The organism is Chryseotalea sp. (assembly GCF_057350905.1).
This window is the reverse complement of the sequence record NZ_JBMRCF010000003.1, coordinates 137,674-156,528: the sequence shown is the minus strand read 5'-3', so window position 1 is coordinate 156,528 and position 18,855 is coordinate 137,674. Positions and strand designations below refer to the sequence as shown.

The 18,855-nt window shown below is 41.1% G+C and carries 19 protein-coding genes; 3 read left to right on the top strand and 16 right to left on the bottom strand.

All coding sequences use genetic code 11. The features are described from left to right. Nucleotides 1-51 precede the first annotated feature (51 nt). The 4 genes from ACO1XM_RS06495 to ACO1XM_RS06480 form a co-directional block, all read right to left on the bottom strand. Nucleotides 52-723: a hypothetical protein gene (locus ACO1XM_RS06495; protein ID WP_486227059.1), complete on the bottom strand. Its 672-nt coding sequence runs from the start codon at nucleotides 721-723 to the stop codon at nucleotides 52-54. 629 nt (nucleotides 724-1,352) lie between these two features. Continuing rightward, nucleotides 1,353-3,707, bottom strand: coding sequence for an ABC transporter permease (locus tag ACO1XM_RS06490; protein ID WP_486227057.1), 2,355 nt, complete (start codon nucleotides 3,705-3,707; stop codon nucleotides 1,353-1,355). A gap of 448 nt (nucleotides 3,708-4,155) precedes the next feature. Next, entirely contained in the window at nucleotides 4,156-4,596 is a 441-nt protein-coding gene (locus tag ACO1XM_RS06485) for a nuclear transport factor 2 family protein (protein WP_486227055.1), read from the bottom strand. A 321-nt stretch (nucleotides 4,597-4,917) separates the two neighbouring features. Continuing rightward, entirely contained in the window at nucleotides 4,918-5,790 is an 873-nt protein-coding gene (locus ACO1XM_RS06480; RefSeq protein WP_486227053.1) for a helix-turn-helix transcriptional regulator, read from the bottom strand. Between the two features lie 114 nt (nucleotides 5,791-5,904). On the opposite strand from ACO1XM_RS06480, the gene ACO1XM_RS06475 reads away from it, so the two are divergent. Continuing rightward, complete coding sequence (locus ACO1XM_RS06475; RefSeq protein ID WP_486227051.1) at nucleotides 5,905-6,384, top strand: DinB family protein; 480 nt, start codon at nucleotides 5,905-5,907, stop codon at nucleotides 6,382-6,384. Next, the gene (locus ACO1XM_RS06470) at nucleotides 6,381-6,893 is read left to right on the top strand and encodes a nuclear transport factor 2 family protein (RefSeq protein ID WP_486227049.1); all 513 of its coding nucleotides are present in this window, start codon (nucleotides 6,381-6,383) and stop codon (nucleotides 6,891-6,893) included. Before ACO1XM_RS06475 ends, ACO1XM_RS06470 begins: the two co-directional genes overlap by 4 nt. 90 nt (nucleotides 6,894-6,983) lie before the next feature. Here the strand turns inward: ACO1XM_RS06470 and ACO1XM_RS06465 are convergent, their stop codons facing one another. From ACO1XM_RS06465 to fabV, 11 genes are all read right to left on the bottom strand, one after another. Continuing rightward, nucleotides 6,984-8,090 (bottom strand): serine hydrolase domain-containing protein, encoded by a 1,107-nt coding sequence (locus ACO1XM_RS06465; RefSeq protein ID WP_486227047.1) that lies wholly within the window; start codon nucleotides 8,088-8,090, stop codon nucleotides 6,984-6,986. An 82-nt stretch (nucleotides 8,091-8,172) separates the two neighbouring features. Beyond that, nucleotides 8,173-8,655, bottom strand: a complete 483-nt coding sequence (locus ACO1XM_RS06460; protein ID WP_486227045.1) for a nuclear transport factor 2 family protein — start codon at nucleotides 8,653-8,655, stop codon at nucleotides 8,173-8,175. 561 nt (nucleotides 8,656-9,216) lie between these two features. After that, entirely contained in the window at nucleotides 9,217-10,248 is a 1,032-nt protein-coding gene (locus ACO1XM_RS06455; protein WP_486227043.1) for a hypothetical protein, read from the bottom strand. A 272-nt stretch (nucleotides 10,249-10,520) separates the two neighbouring features. Beyond that, complete coding sequence (locus tag ACO1XM_RS06450; protein WP_486227041.1) at nucleotides 10,521-10,967, bottom strand: GNAT family N-acetyltransferase; 447 nt, start codon at nucleotides 10,965-10,967, stop codon at nucleotides 10,521-10,523. A 192-nt stretch (nucleotides 10,968-11,159) separates the two neighbouring features. Beyond that, nucleotides 11,160-11,618, bottom strand: a complete 459-nt coding sequence (locus tag ACO1XM_RS06445; protein ID WP_486227039.1) for a hypothetical protein — start codon at nucleotides 11,616-11,618, stop codon at nucleotides 11,160-11,162. A gap of 116 nt (nucleotides 11,619-11,734) precedes the next feature. After that, nucleotides 11,735-12,349, bottom strand: a complete 615-nt coding sequence (locus tag ACO1XM_RS06440; RefSeq protein ID WP_486227037.1) for a VOC family protein — start codon at nucleotides 12,347-12,349, stop codon at nucleotides 11,735-11,737. A 4-nt stretch (nucleotides 12,350-12,353) separates the two neighbouring features. Then, the gene (locus tag ACO1XM_RS06435) at nucleotides 12,354-12,878 is read right to left on the bottom strand and encodes an SRPBCC family protein (protein ID WP_486227035.1); all 525 of its coding nucleotides are present in this window, start codon (nucleotides 12,876-12,878) and stop codon (nucleotides 12,354-12,356) included. Between the two features lie 11 nt (nucleotides 12,879-12,889). Further along, nucleotides 12,890-13,318 carry a DUF1801 domain-containing protein gene (locus tag ACO1XM_RS06430; protein WP_486227033.1) on the bottom strand — a complete coding sequence of 143 codons (429 nt, stop codon included), beginning with the start codon at nucleotides 13,316-13,318 and terminating at the stop codon, nucleotides 12,890-12,892. Continuing rightward, nucleotides 13,315-13,641: an ArsR/SmtB family transcription factor gene (locus tag ACO1XM_RS06425; RefSeq protein WP_486227031.1), complete on the bottom strand. Its 327-nt coding sequence runs from the start codon at nucleotides 13,639-13,641 to the stop codon at nucleotides 13,315-13,317. The genes ACO1XM_RS06430 and ACO1XM_RS06425 overlap by 4 nt, the downstream gene beginning before the upstream one ends. Nucleotides 13,642-13,895: 254 nt before the next feature. Next, the gene (locus ACO1XM_RS06420; RefSeq protein WP_486227029.1) at nucleotides 13,896-14,393 is read right to left on the bottom strand and encodes a transposase; all 498 of its coding nucleotides are present in this window, start codon (nucleotides 14,391-14,393) and stop codon (nucleotides 13,896-13,898) included. A 550-nt stretch (nucleotides 14,394-14,943) separates the two neighbouring features. Then, complete coding sequence (gene fabV, locus ACO1XM_RS06415) at nucleotides 14,944-16,137, bottom strand: enoyl-ACP reductase FabV (RefSeq protein WP_486227098.1); 1,194 nt, start codon at nucleotides 16,135-16,137, stop codon at nucleotides 14,944-14,946. A gap of 337 nt (nucleotides 16,138-16,474) precedes the next feature. Between fabV and ACO1XM_RS06410 the strand changes: the two genes are divergently transcribed. Continuing rightward, a complete protein-coding gene (locus ACO1XM_RS06410; RefSeq protein ID WP_486227027.1) occupies nucleotides 16,475-18,337 on the top strand; it encodes an ATP-binding protein in 1,863 nt (620 codons plus the stop codon). Here ACO1XM_RS06410 and ACO1XM_RS06405 read toward each other — a convergent pair. After that, complete coding sequence (locus ACO1XM_RS06405) at nucleotides 18,327-18,845, bottom strand: SixA phosphatase family protein (protein WP_486227025.1); 519 nt, start codon at nucleotides 18,843-18,845, stop codon at nucleotides 18,327-18,329. The two genes, ACO1XM_RS06410 and ACO1XM_RS06405, sit on opposite strands and share 11 nt — an antisense overlap. Nucleotides 18,846-18,855 lie beyond the last annotated feature (10 nt).

The following is an 18,855-nucleotide window of genomic DNA, read 5'->3' as shown; positions in this document are numbered from 1 at the left end:
GTAAGCGAATTTGCACGCCCTATACTTTGTTTGCTGCTGTACCTTTTATTGTCAGTTAATAAATTTAGTGTAATTTTTTGTCCAATAGTCAGCAAGGAATCCCCATTTGTGGTCTTCATAATTCTCTAAAACATCAATTGTGAACTTGTCTACAATTTTCTTTTCTTCATTAACTACCTTCGAAATAACAATCCCCTTTTCGCCCTCACATTCATTCCCGGCAATATTACCCAGTAAATGTGTATTGTATTTGTCTATGTAGAACAAGTCGCTGTCCCAAAAATTATCAGCGCACCCACTTCTATGATAGGAATAGTAATAATCTGTCCCATTAAGTGGTTTCGGGGCAGGGAAGTTTTCGAATCCATTTACCCTAATGAAGGCCCTCTTTTCCTTGTCAAACAAAAGTAAGTTTTGAATAGCCGGAACATTGGTCAATGGATGTACCAGGATGTCATCCAGGGAGTCACCATTAAAATCGTGAAATTCAAAGTCAAAGTAAAGATCGGCTTGATTTAATACCGTATCTCCTTTTGAGTTTAGCACAAATAGTTTGTATTGGTTCGTTCCAAAGCCTCTGTACTCCTCCCCCAGGATTGTCGTTGTATTAAAAGTGACTATCGTGCTGTCAATATCCAAATGGCTCACCGCAATCTTGTCAGTGGTATGTTTAGCATGGCATGCAAAAAGTCCAAAAAGTAATATGATGATTGATTTACTCATTGCTATTCTTTTGCTGTTTGACATCACAGCGCTAAGTTATCGAACAGTAGGCTAATTCTATGCATCAAGAGCACAGCTCATCAAGATCAGCGTCCCTGCGGAGACGCTGATTGGACAGTGAAATCCAAATAGTTTTCAAAGCGGGATTACAAATCCCCTTTCATCAACTTCGACATAGCTGCGCTAACATGTCGAACAGCAGGACGTTCACCATCGCTACGCTAACATGTCGAACAGCGGCTGAGTCTTCGTGCCAAGGGCACGCCTCATCAAGATCAGCGTCCTTGCGGAGACGCTGATTGGACAGTGAAATCCAAATAGTTTTTCAAAGCGGGATTACAAATCCCGTTTCATCAAGGTTCGACATGCGCTACGCTAACATGTCGAACAGGAGCTTCAACACAACTTCAATACAATTAAAAATGCTACTATTTCTTTTGGTTACACTGTCCCCCTCCTTGGAGGGGGGAGGGGGAGGAATTTTATACAAACCAACTACAAAACGTTAATGGCTACAACGCAACACCACAAAGGCGGAGAAGTCAAAGCAAACCTCCACCCCCTACCCCTGCCTCGCTGGAGGGGACAGTACTTCGAGTAATACACAGAGTTGATTCCAGACAAGATGCTTACTCCGAGCGCAATGATTCTGTTGGCTGCGCTAAGGCCGTTTGTAAGGATTGAAGTACCACCGCCACCATGGCTACGAATAGCGTAAGCAAACCTGCGCCCACAAAAATGATCCACGACAGTTCAATGTGGTAAGCGAAATTATTAATCCATTCGCGCAAGGCATAGTAGGCCATGGGTATAGAAAAAATAGCGGCAACACCTACAAGCTTAACAAAATCACCCGACAGCAGGGCAACCACCTGAGCACTCGAGGCGCCCAATACTTTGCGAATACCAATTTCCTTCGTTCGTTGATTGGCAGAAAAGGAAACCAGACCCAACAAACCAAGGCAGGCAATAATAACTGTAAGGCCTGTAGCAGAAGTCATGAGGGTGCCGAGCATAATCTCCGACTCATATTGTTGTTTAATACGGTCATCCAGAAAGTAATAATTGAATGGAGCCTCCGGATTCACTTTCGCCCATACTTTTTGAATGGAAGCAATCACTGCGGGACTTACCTGCATACGCACCAGCGTCAGATTCATGTCGTAGCATGGATACAAGACAAGGGGCGCTACTTTCTTATAAAGTGCTTCGTGATGAAAGTCCTGCACAACACCGGTGATGTAACCCGCTCTCCATACTTCTGCACCGCCATTGAGCGGTGGAACAAACATTGAAAAAGATTTTCCTATGGCTTCGCTGGGCTTCCATCCTAATTCGCGCACAGCCGCTTCGTTGAGTATGAAGGCTTCCTGTTCATCTTTTTTAGAATTTTCTGCAATGCTTCTTCCGGCAATTAACTTGATGCCCATGGTTTCAATAAAGCCTGGTGTTACTCCGTAATGTGTCATCTGACTTGTTGAGTCTGTAGTAAGTCCTGCTACACGGTATGGACTCATGGGCAGAAGACCAGGTAGCAGTTGCGGTACACCCGATACTTTTTCTACACCAGCCACACCCTGAAGTTCTTTCTGTACTTGCGGAAACCCATCGCCATCTAAAACAATAATCTGTTCTCTGTCGAAGCCCAGGTCTTTACTTTGTAAATAGTTAAGTTGAAGCAGCACCACTAACATGCCCGTCAGAAAAAAAGTAGAAACCATAAACTGAAATACAATCAGGCCCTTGCGCACAAACGAATTTGAATTCGGGAGACTGCCTGACCCTTTTAAGGAACTGATGGGTTTTAAGCGTGCCAGGAAGAGTGCAGGGTAAGCACCTGCACAAAAGCCAATGACGAGTATCAGTATGGCAGTACCACCAATAAATTGTGGTGTGAGTGCATCCTGCAGTTGAATAGCCTTGCCTGTAAACTGATTGAATGCCGGCATCACTAAGGTTATCATGGTGATGGCGATCACCAGGGCAGCAACAGCGGTAATCAGTGCTTCACCAAAAAACTGTTGCACCAATTGACGCTTTACTGCACCCACTACTTTTCGCATGCCTACTTCTCTGGCACGGGTAGTAGCGCGGGCAGTATTGAGATTTGTAAAATTGATACTCGCCAAAATCAAAATAAATAAGGCGGCTGTGCCCAGTACATACAAATAGGAAATATTACCGCCTGGTTTGAACTCGGCCTTCAGGCTGGAATGTAAATGAATGCTTGGCAGTGATTGAAGTGCCAGCACCACGGAAGGATCTGAAAAATTAGTTTTGAAGAGCGCCTGGACAGCACTTTGTAGTTGTTCAAGCTCAACGCCTGCTGCCGGAAGCACATAGGTGTAAAATGCAGGCATGCCCCAATTTTGATTCAGGTTATCGCCCATCACTAAATGAAGTGTAGAAAATGATATCAGACAATCGAACTTGAGGTGTGAGTTATCTGGCACATCGCTCATTACTCCAGTAACGGTTAAATCGTTCCCCCAAAATTTCATTTGAGCGCCTATGGGATCTTTCGTTCCAAAATATTTACTGGCCATGGCTTGGGTAAGCACAATGGAATTTTTATCGGTCAACGCTTTTGCAGGATTACCAGATACAAGTGGCCATGTAAAAACTGAGAACACACCTGGATCGGCAAATACAATTCCTGTTTCTACAAACACTACTTCGTTGTATCGCATTTTTGCAGGCGAAAATTGAGGCCAGAGTCGAACGGCTTGCTCAACTAAATGCGGATAGCTTGCTTTAAGTTCTGGTGCCAATGCAGGTGGCATCTTGGCCCAATCTTCTGCCACTACACGCTGAATGCGATTTGCGTTGTCGTGATAACGATCATAACTAAGTTCATGGTGGATATAAAGACCAATGAGAAAACAACTGGCAATACCTATCGCCAATCCACCAATATTAATGAATGAATGTGTTTTGCTCTTTAAGAGGTTTCGCCATCCAATTTTTAAATAACTTAGATACATACGGCTGGTGTTTTATGATTCAATGTCGTTTAGTTAAGCCTCCATATTCATCCTCTCCTTTGGAGAGGACTGGAGGTGAGGTCAATAAAAAAGACTTAACTAAACGACAATGGTTTAGTTATTCTGAATTAGCGTTAGGTTTAAATATACCTGATCTTTCCAAGAAATGTGCCACGCACAATAGGTTCAAATTGCGCTTAATTAACCGATATTATACGGATTCATGTTCGCATACGGATTAGTATGTTCGGATACGGGCAATTCCTGTATCATCACTAAAAGCCCTTGCTTACGAAATCTCACAGCCAGGATGGTGCAATAAAATTTACAATGAGGAACATGTAGACTGATCAAGATCAGCACTCATGCATAAACGCTGATTGGATAGTGAGGGCATTAAAAGCTACATACTGCATTTCTTTTTCGGCTGAAGCTGACTGCTGTAGCCTTAAGGGCAAATTACATTAGCATGCCGCGCTACTAATTTCCAGGCCCCATCCTGTTTCATCCATACATTGGTGTAGCGTCTTTTCACGATTGCTTGCGCATCATTAGTATTGTCGGAAGGCACCACAGTTTCGTTTCCCATAGAAAACACTGTATTGCCTTTGATGATGATTTGTTCTACATCGCGTGTAAAGCTTGTTCTGGATCTTCTCAGTACGGGTCTGTCTACAGTGGTTTTCCCTGCAAAGTTGATTTTATTGTCAGGTGCATTTACTACGTAGTCTTTGTCCCACAGTGTTAACAAAGTAAGTGTATCTTTTTTAAGCACAGCCGCTACTTCCATTTGTTCCAGCTTGCGAATTTCTGCGGCTATATCCGGCTGCTGGGCAAACACATTACTTGCACATAAGATGCACGACAGTGTAACAATTATCTTTTTCATTTTTACTTTGGTTTAATTTGTTTCATGTGTATGGACTAATCATTTTTTTTATCATGCTGCAACGGTATAGCTATGCGAAGGTGTTTTTCAAACTCAGCGCACCTGCGCGCGTGGCTGAGTTTCTCTGCCTCAGCCCTGCTCGGTATTCATTGAAAAGAGGAAGTTGAAGAGTAGCTTGTTTAAATATACAATAGTCTCGACATGCTAAACTATCGGGTGTCCATTAATGGGCGTTTAATTTTTGCACTTGTTGTTCATATACGCTTACTGACACTGCAATAGGCTTTAAAAGTGTCACAGACCCTATCGACCCACACGGCATTATTGCCACGCGCGCAGTCGCGGAAAATCTTTTTTTTCCTTTCGGGAGCTTAAGGGTGTTGTTTTATACTGATTGCGATAAGCGGCCGTAAAATGTTCCAGGCTATTGAAGCCGCTTTGAAAAGCAATTTCTGTAACCGACCGCTGGGTACTCTGCAATAATAATTTTGCATTGTTCAGGCGCAAGTCAGTCAGGTATTGATGTGGGGAGGTGTTCATCATACTTTTAAAAATCCGGCCGAAATGAAATACACTCACACAACAATGCTCCGCCAGTTGCTGCAGGCTTATGTTCTGCGAAAAGTTTTGAAACAGAAAATCGCGCGCCTTTTCTATAGTGCCGAGGTGATGTCGCTTTAAACTCGCTGACACGTGCTCTACTGTTTTCTTGTTGCCGAGGGTGAGCATTACTTTCTCTACCAACTGCACTACCAGATCATCCATTTGAAGGGACGAGGCTTGTTTGGCTTGCAACAGTATGCATTGATGTATAAATTCTATGTCGGCATGTGCGGTGAGCAACAAGGACTGCACATCTGTATTGGAGAAGAACCACTTCGCTTCTTCCCGAAAATGGTCTTTCACTTTTTCATAAAAGGCATCTGAGAAATTAAAGGAGGTACACAAGTCGGGGTGATTGTCGATATGGCGGATCACATACTCAATGCCCGGTTTGGAAATAAGCAGACGACCGATGTGCATCTCCTGCGCTTTTCTAAACACTTGTTGTTCGTAAAATCCACTGCGTGCAAAGCAAATAGAAAATTGTTCGCACTGCTCTACTTTAGACAGGGAACATTCCATACAGGTACATTGATAATCCCTGATCTGATAAAAATCGGACTGATGCAGTAAGTGTACTTCTGCTTGCATAATACAAATGTAAGGGATTGACTGAATTTATGGGGGCCTCTTATGAGATTAGCAAGATTTCTAAGTCGTGGGGCAAAGCACACTTTTACTTTTACAACAAACAAATAAAACAATATGAAAACACAAGAAATTGCCAATCGCCTCACAGAAATTTACCAGGGTGAACCTTGGTTTGGAGAATCCTTACAAACAAAACTTGAAACTGTATCGGCAGACATGGCTTACCGCCAGCCTGCGCCTGACAAACATTCCATTGCTGAAATTCTTAGCCACATGGCTTATTGGAGAAAATCATTTATTCATGAATTAAAGGGCGATGCAAGTGTTTCGTTTTCTGGTGACAGTGCTGACAACTGGCGCACGGTATCGGAATTAAAAAAACAAGGGTGGGAAAATCAGCTGAAGGATTTTGATGAAACACAAAAGCAGTTGATTCATCTTTTACAAAACCTGTCTGACAAAGTGGTAGACGAAGCGCTCATGAACAATCTGACAGGGCTGGTCAATCACGATATTTATCACATCGGGCAAATTGGATTTGTGAAAAGTCTGGTGAAAGATTTATCGGTTAAAACAACAAGTGCTGTCGCATGAAGAAATCACGATCTGCCATTATGCTCTTAGCCCTGAGCCTGATGTCTTCCACTACCTACACACCGAACATGCAGGATGACCTGGCGCAGCTTAAAATAATCAACGCGCGCTTCATCCATAATTTTGTAAGCAATGATGCTTTTGCCCATGCACAGATCCTACACGATAGTTTTGTACAGATTGACACCAAAGGCCTCTGGCTCAATCGTAAGGATTATCTCGAAGAATGGAAAAGCGGATTTGATCCAGAGAAATATTTGTATTGGGATTATCGCAACGAAAAGATCAGCATCATCGGCACTACTGCCCTGGTGCGTTCTGTTACCAAGTACATTATTCTGAATAATGGAAAGGAAAGCAGCGGTATGACGCTCTATACTGACACTTATGTAAAGGTAAATGGTGTTTGGAAATGCATTCAGGCGCAGCTTACTGCTGTGGCGCCAGAAAACTATCCGGGCGATGATACGATTGTGAAAAAGTATGTGAAGGGTAAAATGGTGAATTAGGAAAAAGCCCTCACTGTCCTCGCCTCGCTGGCGAGGACAGATTCCTCCCCCTACCCCCTCCCTGGAGGGGGAAAGCGATATCTATTAACGTCAGTATTTATGCAGCGACTTGAGTACGTATTCAAAAATCTTCCGACTCCTTCTATGTCCATACCCTTGTCCATATGCACTGGAGTGGAGGCTTACAACCAGATTTTCACTTGGCACAACAAACAATAGATTGCCACCATTTCCAGAAGCATACAGGCAGTCATACTTTTTGCCGTCCACTTCCCTTGTTGTGATGTACCAGAAATATCCATAAGCGTTCGCATACGGATCATCTTTTGAAATGTCGAATCGCTTCAGGCCTATTTCAAGAAGCCATGTCGGATTGATAATCTGTTTTCCCTGCCATTGACCTTTATTGATGATCAGTTGCCCCAATTTAGCAAAGTCTAATGTTGAGAGATATAAATTACCCATGGGCGCAGTACTACCGCTTGGGGCTGTGTACCAATAGTACTCTCGTATGCCAAGTGGTGTGAAAAGAGTTTCATTTGCAAAGTCAGCAAGCTTTTTACCGGATGCTTTTTCTATGATGGCACCAATCAACATGGGGCAAACATCGTTGTACACGTATCGCTCCCCTGGCGTAAAAAGCATGGGTAGAGAGATTGCAAAGTTCACCCAGTTATCTGTTGTCAGCCAGTTACCGGTAGCACCCGGAGAATGATCTGCATTGTCATCTGCGCTCAATCCCGAAGACATGGAGAGCAGGTGCTTAATTTTAATATCCTGATGTCCGTCATTCGCAGGCCGTACAAACGCAGGGCTCGGAAAGAAATCATAAATACTTTGCTCCGTACTCTTAACTAAACCTTTGTCGATGGCTATGCCTAACAGTAAAGCGGTAACACTCTTGCCTGCTGATCGGATATCGTGAATCGTTTCTCTCCAAAAAGTGTTATAGTATTCTTCAAGTACCAGGTGATTGTCCTTTAGTACAACGATCCCCCTGAAATCTTTTGCAGCGTAGGTGCTGATAAACTGATTTAACTTTTCAAGGGTATCCTTATTCATTTTAACTGAGGCCAGGTCTGCCTTGGGTAAAGCAGGCACGCGCGGTCGCATAAGATCATCCCCTGCTGCACTTTGTCCGAAGCAATTTAAGTTTAGCAGAAGTGCGGTGATCAAAAAATAAAAAATTCTATTCATCTGTCGTTAGCTTAATTTATTTGTTCGTGGCTTGTATCAACAATAAAAATACTTGTGACATGATGCTGCTTACAAACATGTTTTAATGGTCATAACTGATTACGCGGCTTATCTTCCAGGTATCATTTACATTTTTCCAAAGATGAATAAATTTAAATGTTCCATCCAGTTTTTCTTCCTTTCCCTTCTCTGTATAATAAAAACGATGGCTTCCCGTTTGTATAGCTCCAAAATCCTTGATCGGAAAAACTTCCATGCTGCCTGCCACTAATTCTCTTCGTACTTTGGTTTCGCTGCCGCAGCGTTGTATAATAGAATTTACATTCTGTGCATAATTGGTAAGCCCACCCTTGTCATGGTAAAATTCGAGGTCTTCCGTAAATAAGGATTTAGATGTGTTGACATCACATGCATTAAAAGCAGAAAACAGTATACTATCCATGGAAGTAATTTTTGCTGTCAACTGCTCGTGTGAGAGCTTGTTTTGTGCCTTTACCTGAGATGGAGACCAGAAGAGGATTGGGGCTAATAATAACATGGCTAAGGAGATGGTTCCTGGTTTCATGGGCGTAGTGGATTCAGTCTGCGCCCGTCTGACAATTATAGTGCCTTTATTAGAACGCTATTTCATAGCTTTATTCAGGCATTTTATAAATGCCCTTGTTCAAATATGAACATGCGGTGTTCGTCCGTACAGTTTTTTCTAATCATCATTTCTGAAAGGACGATGATTCATCTTTTTATTGTTAGTAGGGTTTACATCACAAGGTGTCGCGGGATTACAACGAGATTAACGTTCGACATGCGTTGCACTAATATGTCGAACAGCAGTGAAAGTAAAACCACCACCCCCTACCCCCGCCTCGCTGGCGGGGGACAGTACTTCAAATGATACGCTGGGTTAATTTTTTAGAATCACCGTCCTGTTGTAAGTAGGAAGTCCGGAAATGCAGGAGCGTCACCAGCATGCAAGGCCGGTGGGCATCACAATGTTATGTGGGGATTGTAACGCTTCATCAAGGTTCGACATGCGTTGCGCTAAAATGTCGAACAGTTAGGAGCAAGGGGTGCAAGGAGCATTACCAACAATTGTATCATATCAAGGCGCTTTAACTTGCAGAATCCTCTATTCTGATTTATCTAATGCTTTCAACGCAGCTTTTAACTCCTCCTTGCTTAGTTTATTTGTCTCCAAAACAATCTTATTATCCGATTGAATTTTCAAAGCTTCTTTTTTCCACATCATATCGCCCTCTATCTTGTCAATGATAATCAAGTCAATATTATAGCCTTTTGGTAGATTGCGGAGAATCGCCTCACCATTTTTGTCAAAATATACAGCCATCACTGAGTTTATATTACTAAAAACTAAGTAACCGAAAGGTTCGTTAAATTTCTCAAGCTTAATTTCCAGAACAACTTTTTCCTCTACTTCAAAAAATCTGTCACAATTGATCCAACCAAGGTTATTTATCTGAAATTCATAATTTTGCTGAGGCATAGCGATGGTAGAATCTATACCTATACTAAAAGTGTAATCACCTTCTATTGCAAAAGTTGTATCGGACACAAATTCCCTTAAACCATTTACGTATTTGTAAGTCGTACTTTTAATAGAATCTCTTTCGTTTGCTTTTGAGATTATTGTCTCCACTACTTCGGTTGTGTCTTGTGTTATTCCTGCATACCGCCAGTTCAATACACCATCTGTTTTTTCTCCATAGAAAAGTTCACCGTTATAAGCCCCCTTTTTATTAGGTATCGAAACCATTATTGACCTATTATCCTTTACCCTTAATTGTTTACCATCTGCTAATGCGTTAATGAAAATCATGCCCAAAGATTCAAGAAGTATTCCATCAGAGGTTGTCGTTAAATCATTCAGGATCATCGCTGATTTTTCATACACCTCTTTCATCTCAAGCTGAATGTTTTTATCGGGTGATTTTCCATCACTAAACTCAAATGTGTTTGGCTCGATGGTTATTCTGGCACCGTTTCTGGCTTCGAGTACAGCCGTTTTGTCATTGGTAATAGTGAAGTGTTGAGAGGGTTCACCAAGACTTTCAATCTCCTGGATTGCGGTTAGTTCGTTTTTTCCTGAACAGCTTATTAAAATAAAAGCAAGGCTTAGTCCGAAAAGTATGTGTCTCATCATCTGGTTTTGACCTAATAATACAATAGTGCTTCAAAAGTCACTCATCAATTGAAATTAAATTGCACTTTGGTGTATTTTGCTAAATCATAAAGTTCTTATTATGTCTTTTTAGAATCATCTGACTGTTAGTAGCGTGTGCGTGAAATGCAGGAGCGTCATCAGCATGCGGTGTATGCATAACAAGGTTGTGCGGGCTTATACTGCTTTATCATTGTTCGACATAGCTGCGCGAACATGTCGAACAGCGGTGTGAGCCTTACAGCGCTGCCGCATTACTTTACATATACATTTTTGTTATGAAGCTCCATCCACTTTGTTGGGTCTGCAATTTCGGTCCAACCAAATTGACGATACAGCGCATGTGCATCACCTGTCAGTAAAATCCATCTGCGAAGCCCTTGCAAGTTCGGATGATTCATGATAGTGGACATTAACCATTTGGAAAGTCCTTTGCCCCTGTATACTTCTGAAATATAGACATCCCCTAAATAAGCGATTGTTGAAAAATCGGAAATGACCCTTGCAAAACCTATTTGCTCTTGGTTGTGATATACACCGAAACAAAGTGAATGTTGTATGGCTGCCTCTACCCTGTCTTTAGGAATATTCAGACACCAATAGGCTTTCGTTGATAAAAATTCATGAATTGAATCTACATCCAGTTTTGCTTTATCTGTTGAAATACAAAACTCATCTTTATATATGGTTATGATGTCCAAAGGTGTGTTGTTTACTTGTTAACAATTTTAACACTTTTACTAAATTCTGGCCTTATATGTTACATGCCGGGAATGCGAAAAGTGTCACCAATAATGTTATTATACCTCAACGCACTTCATGTCGCCAAACTTGTTGGTGTGCCTAGGTGCTGGCGCATAAATAACAACAAGGTCAGTTGAATTAATGGATATTCATTCCTCTCTTAGTTTAGTGCCTAATTTATGCTTCATTGTTATGGTAAATTCTTTGATCCTATTGTCATTTACTATCTCCCTTAAGGAAAACTTGTACGACTTATCATAGCCATAATAAATCTGCAAAATCGTACCGGACTTGAGTGATGAGAAAACAAAATATCCACCGACAAGCGGAATCAAAAACGATATTGGCATTACTGCATGGCTTAAATTCAAATCATCGGCAAGAAAAGCTTTGATTAAGTTAAGCGCAAGCGAAATCCCGGGAATGATCAGCATTATCCCCATGATGAAAATGAATATCCAGTTATTTAGTTCTTTTCCTTTCCTAATTTCAGCGCTGTCTATTTCCTTGAAATGAATTGTCTTGTATGAAAATCCACTTCTTAGAAAGTGGATTCCATCCTCTGTAATTCGAAATTCTTTAGTCTCAAAAGAGTCTTTGTTCATCAAGCTGTTTGTCATTAAAACATAAGTGAAAACGCTGAGATGTTTAATTGTTGGCAACAGCAGGGGTCTCGTCTTTATATCTGAATGCTAACTTACCCTATTCACTCAATACTATTAAGTTATTTGAGTTCCGCCAATATTAATTTTTTTTGTTTAAGTGTATTTTTCATTGCCTTTTCTCTGACTTTAGGATCTTCGCTGTTGATTAGCTGAAAATACTCAACCGGAACAACCTGCCACGATAAACCATATTTGTCCTTACACCAACCGCAGTTACTCTCTTCTCCTCCATTTGCGGTCAACGCATTCCAATAGTAATCTACTTCTGCCTGGTCCTTGCAGTTAATAACAAACGATACGGATTCATTGAACTTGAAGAATGGTCCTGCAGCCAGAATACTAAATTCCACCCCGGCAATTTCCATAATGGCTGTTTCAAAGTAATCCTGACCCCCTTGTTCTTTTGCCTCAGCAGGATTTTCATAACGGTGATATTCTTTTAGTTTACCATCTTTGAAAATAGAGAGGTAGTAATCTGCTGCTGCTTTTGCATCTTTGTCAATCCAAAGAGAGGGTGTTATTTTTTGTGTAATCATATTGTTTTCCGTTGATAGTGCAAGTTTGGTAGTTGAATCCGTTTTACTGCTTTCGTGAGAATTTTGTTGAGGATTTTCACAACCCATAAGATGCACTATTACTAGTACTGTCAATAAACTAAGGTTATACTTTTTCATGGTGTTATTTTTTTAAGGTTAACAATAATTCTTCTAATTGATTTAATCCCATTGTGAAGCCTTCTTTGAAGCCCATTTCAATAGTTTGTTCAAGATCTTCCAGTTTATCAAAAGTAGAGACAATAGACACAAGTACAGAATGCTTTGTCTCGCTAAAGCTTACTTCCCATAAATTTTGCGCAAATGACGGATTGATAACACCGTGTTCATCGCAAAATCCATCCTTAGCTGTATATAATTGTTTTTCCAATATAGAAATATAGCTCAGTTTACTCCAGATTTCTTCGTCATTGAACTTTACCCTTGCTCCATTTTCATCAAGCATGGTATACAGCCAATATCCACCCTCCCGAAAATCCATATATTTTGTATAATTTCTCAAAGGTGCAGGAGCCCACCAGCGATCGAGCAGCTCGGCTGTTGTCCACGCTTGCCAGACTAAGTCAAGCTTTGCTTCAAATTCACGTTTGACGTGAATGGTCTTGTTTTCTTTGTTGACAGTGAAGTCAAATAATAAATTGCTGTTCATTTTATCTTTTATTAATTGGTTGTCTGTTTTACACCGTCTGAAATGGCTGCCTCCAATATGTCCATGTTAATAGCTGACAGTTTTTTGAACTTGATACAATATCCGGTAACACTTGCTTGTCCTATTGTTTTACCATAGGTATCGGGCAGATACTTTCTATTATCAATACCCATAACGTAGACCGAGATGCCACTAGCGTTGGAGCTGATTCCAATTTGATAAAACTCCCGGGTTGATCCTCCCTTATATTTTATGGTATATTGTCCGTATCCGATACTGGGATTTGAGACAACTTTACCCTTTTCATCTTTGCCGTCTAGAAACCACAGTTTAGATGTAGGCAAGAGCTGAAGTATGCGTTGGTGCAGAAAATCCATTTCGGTACGCTTGGGTTCGGGTAGCGAAGCGATGTAGTCTTCTATTTGTGTTGGTATATTCATTTATTTTTTTTCTTAAGGCTTACCAGTGCTTCGTCCAGTTGATTGAAACGCTTTTCCCAAATCTTGCGGAATTGGTTGAGCCATTTGTCTATTTCCTTCATTTTGTTTACTTCAAGTTGGTAATAGACTTCACGGTCTTGTTGTTTTTGCGTTACTAATTCACATGCTGTTAAAATTTGCAAGTGCTTTGAAACCGACTGTCGTGTTGTGTCAAAATGTTCGGCAATGGCGGTTGGTGTCATGGCCTGTAATGCGATAAGTGTAATAATTGCCCTTCTTGTTGGGTCCGCTATAGCCTGAAAAATATCTCGTCTTGTTTCCATTATGCAACTACATGATTGCAAATATATGTGCAATTATTTGGTTGCGCAAATTGATTTAAAAAATTCAGCCAAGAGCCCAATTTGGGGCTTTGTGATGTGTTGTTATGCTCTCAGAATAGTACTTTTTGTTAACCTGAGTCCTTAGCTTACTTGTGGGGAATCATTATTAGTCAGGCGCCAATCTTTTGTTTTGGAAAACATTCCACCTCCTCAGAGTCACCCGCAGGGGACGCTGAGGTTTCATAGCTCCATAATTATCGCCCCTGATTCAAATCTTTATAGTGAAGCACATCAAACAATCTCTGCTCTCCTGTTTCATAAAACAAAGCACTCGAGTGCTTATAATTAATAAAGTCATCTGCCAACATCCATTTTCCTGATACTGGATTACGATGTATATAATCAAGCTTTTGCTCTATCATCTTCTCATTAAAGCAAAGACGTGCATCAAAAGATACTTTAAATACCTGATGTCGCTTTCCCCTTACTCGCTCTTGCTCTTGTACACCTGATTCTAGCAGTCTCAACAAACCTGATTTACCTTTTTCTTTGAGTGAGTTAACGATAGCGTAGGCCATAAATCTTTTTCCCTCCCCAACTAATTTGTTGAGCAATGTAAGCTCGTTTGTATGATATAGTAAAACATGTAAATGATTTGGCATTATTACATAGCCTAAAACATAACACATATCCTTTCGCAGATGGGTAAACCAAGTATAAACAGCTTCATAGGCCTGTGCTTCTTCAAACAACGGAAACCAATTGTAGCAGGTAAGGGTACAAAAGTACACCTCGTGTGGTTTACTGTGTTTAGTATGTGTTGACAAAGATTAGTCGTATTGAATTAATTTTTTAAAGATATGCTTGATCCGGATGTTATAATAAATTATGTGTATTGAAGAAGGGTGAATATTCATAAGAATAAGATCAAAAAAAGTTGAAGTAGAATGAATTAACCCAATGCTCAGGTAGTTGCTATGGCTCAGAGTTCAGGCAGCAATGATAAGAGTCCCCTGCAGGTGACGCTGAGTGGGAAAATAACTCAGAGTCCCCTGCGGGTGACTCTGAGTAGGGAGAAGGTGAATATTCATAAGAATAAGATCAAAAAAAAGAGTTGAAGTAGAATGAATTAACCCAATGCTCAGGTAGTTGCTATGGCTCAGAGTTCAGGCAGCAATGATAAGAGTCCCCTGCAGGTGACGCTGAGTGGGGAAACCCTGAACGGGCAAAAAAAATCCCTTCCGGTTTTCATCGAAAGGGATTTCAAGAGTCACCCTGCGGGTGACTCTTGATCATAAAAAATTATTCTACCAATCCTGGCATGCTCACATTCTCATCGGTGTCTGCTGCATAATCAACACCAGCAACGGCAAAACCAAACAGGTTTAAGAAGTCTGCTTTGTAACCTGCCAAGTCGCCAATGGCTGGTAAGGTTTCTGTTGTTGCCTGCTCCCACAATTTGGCCACTTCACTTTGCACATCTTCTCGCATCTCCCAATCGTCTACACGTATTCTGCCCTTATCGTCTGTTGGTGCAGCACCTCCATGGTAGAGTCTGTCGGCAAACAAACGTTGCATCTGTTCTATACAACCTTCATGTATGCCTTTGGCTTTCATAATTTTGTAAAGCAAAGAAATATACAGTGGAATCACTGGTATCGCAGAACTCGCTTGTGTAACCAAAGCCTTGTTAACCGATACCAACGCCTTACCTTTAATCGCTTTCAATTTATCATTGATGGTAAAGGCTGTTGCTTCTAAATGATCTTTCGCACGACCGATGGTTCCTTTGCGGTAAACGGCTTCAGTTAAGCCTGGTCCGATATAAGAGTAAGCAATGGTCATAGCGCCTTCGCTCAACACACCTGCTGCCATCATTTGCTCCATCCACATCTGCCAGTCTTCACCACCCATAACGGTTACGGTATTGGCAATATCTTCTTCATTGGCTGGCTCGATGGAAATGTTGGTTACAACACCCGTATGGAAATCAACGGTCTTGTTACTAAAAGTCTGACCAATCGGCTTTAATACTGAACGGTGCATCACACCTGTTGTCGGATGTGTGCGCACTGGTGAAGCCAAACTGTAAATCACTAAATCAACCTGACCAAGGTCTGCCTTAATCAGGTCTATTGTTTTCTTTTTAATGTCGTTAGAGAAAGCATCGCCATTGATGCTTTTGGCATACAAGCCTGCTTTTTGTGCCTGTTGCTGAAAGGCTACACTATTGTACCATCCTGGAGAAGCGGTTTTACCAGGTGAAGGTGCTTTTTCAAAAAACACGCCAATGGTGGCTGCATCACTTCCGAAAGCAGCAGAAATGCGAGAAGCTAGTCCAAAACCGGTAGAGGCGCCAATCACCAATACTTTTTTCACACCCTTAATAGCTCCCTTGCCCTTTACATAGTTAATCTGATTAATAACATTTTGTTCGCAGCCTTTGGGGTGGGCAGTTAAGCATATAAAGCCGCGCATTCTGGGTTCAATAATCATAGCAATCTTTCGTTTATTAGTTAAACAGGGCATATAGCTGCCCCTTGAAAGCGTAAATATATCTAATTAATAACAATTCAATTACAGTAGCGTAATGGCTTTAGCTAAGTAACTCAATGCCGTTGAGTGAAGCTTTCTCGTTCATCCGCTTCGCTGGAGCGGGTGGGCGTTGAGTCTGTACCTAATTGTTCTAGGAAGGGCAGAGCCATAAAAAGCTTGACGCCAGAACCTTGGTTAGTAAATCAGTATACACAAAAGCATTTACCCAACATTTATATTAACAATCTCATAATACAAGCGAAAAATTAAAGGCATATGCTTTCCATAATTTCGCGCCATGAGCAAGCACTTTTTTAAGCTGAATACAATTTCAAAAAGGCTCTTTCTTTCCTTAGGAATTCTTATCGCAAGCATTACCGTTGTTAGCACCCTGGCCCTGGTTTTTCAGTCCAAACTCAGATCGATTCATGCCATCGAACAATCCATCAGCAACGAGCGCATCCTCATTGTCAGGTTAATTAAAACAGACCTGGATTTTCTGCGCATTGAAATACACAATAACGATTTTTTTAAAACAAGAGAAAGTCAGCTGCTAAATGAACGCAACACCATTGCCCGGCAGATAAAAGAACAGATGCGTACTCTGCGTACGTCCATGATTGCCAATGATTTCAGGATTGACCACGAATTTAAAATCATCGACAGTTTGCTTACCGAATACAACCAGACTTTTCAACAACTTACCAACCGCATACTGGTGCGTGGCTTTAAAGATTTTGGGTTAGAAGGCGAGATGCGTTTTCAGGCGCATGCCTTAGAAAAGCAACATCACATTATTTCGCTGGAAAATTTACTGATGCTGAGAAGGCATGAAAAAGATTTTATGCTGCGAAAAGAAGAGGTTTACTTGTCGCAGTTTAATAAATTAGCCAACGCACTCATCATCCAGCTTACCGAGGAAAACAAAAATACTGCCCTGCTTGAACATTATCAGGAGGCTTTCAATAGCCTGGCTTCCATCGACAAAGAAATTGGTTTTGATTCATCTATGGGCTTGCTTGGCTTACTCAATTCGCAGACCAATAGCATTTCAGCAAGGCTAGATCAGCTCATCAAACTTTCCAACCTCAGAACACAAGAGCTTGTCAACAATAGCGGCATACTTTTTTTAAGTATAGGGGTATCCACCATCCTTATTTCTTTATCCATTGTTTATTACACCGCATCACGGCTGGCGGTGCCGCTGAAAAAACTTTCTGGTTCCATGAATAAATTCATACTTCATGAAGGATTGAACGAGAAAGAGTTTAACCTCGATAATGAAACAGATGAAATCAGCCGTTTGGCACAATCTTTCATAACCATGAGCAGAAAATTAAGAACGCAGTTCAGTGACATTGAACACAAAACACAGTTGCTGGAAAAACAAAACGAAGAGCTTAAGAAACTGAATGAGGAATTAGACCGGTTTATCTATAGCGCAGCACATGATTTAAAATCTCCGCTGGCCTCCTTATCCGGTCTTGTGCACCTGGCTAAAATTGAAATCAATGCCAAATCGCACAACCATTACTTCGATATGATGTCTTCTTCTATCATTAAACTGGATAGCTTCATTAAAGACATTACTGATTATGCAAAAAACAAAAGGCAACATTTAAATATTCAGGAAGTAGATTTTGCCAAAGTGGTGGAAGACATCTTGCAAGGTCTTGAGCATCTTCCACAAGCCAATCGTATCCAATCATTTATCAGGGTAAGTGGTTCAACATTCAATACCGATAAAATGCGACTGGAGATTATCCTGAAAAACCTGATCTCGAATGCTTACCGCTACTATGCACCCAACAAGGCCAATAACTATTTGTTTATTGAAGCCAATATTCATGAAGATCAGGTGTGTATTGAAATCATGGACAACGGTATCGGTATTGGCAGATCGCACCTTCCGAAAATATTCGATATGTTCTACCGGGCGGTAGACAATGCCCACGGCTCTGGCATTGGTTTGTTTCTGGTAAAGGAAACCGTGAAAATGTTGCATGGTAAAGTAACCGTGAAATCAAGTCTTAAAAACTGGACCCGCTTTACCATTACTTTACCTAACAAGTTTGAAATAAAAAGTGCTGACCCCGAAACCAGCCAGGTGGTAATCAGAGAGGATCATACTTTACTGGAAAATACCCTGCTCAATAACTGAGTTGCAGTGTTGTTCCGTTTACGCCTTTCTCAATTACATTCACGATGAGCACGTTTTCATAATAGCTCTCATCGTAATCACCAAATTCTTTTTTACCCAACAAGGTGTTGGCGATCCACGGTATGTTGTTGGAGTGCCCCACAATCAACACTGTTTTGCCTTTGTGCTCATTTACCATCTTCACAATTTCTTCATCTTTAAAAGGCTCGTATTGTAATATAGTTTGTCCCAACTGATCTGCCAGTGGCTTTACGGTATTCAGGGTACGTTTGTAATTGGTTGAGTAGATGGCGGCAATGGGCTGTTTCTTCAACATATTGGCCAAGCGCAAAGCGCGTGCCTTCCCTACTTCACTTAGCTCTGGGTCTTTACTGCCATCGGCTGCTTTTTCTGCATGGCGAACCAGAATAAATGTTGTTACCTGTTTATCCTGTGCAAGTGCCGAATAGCTTAACACAAAAAGCAGGGCTAAAGTCAATAATAGTGGAAGTGGTGTGGTCCGTTTCATTTTTTTTATA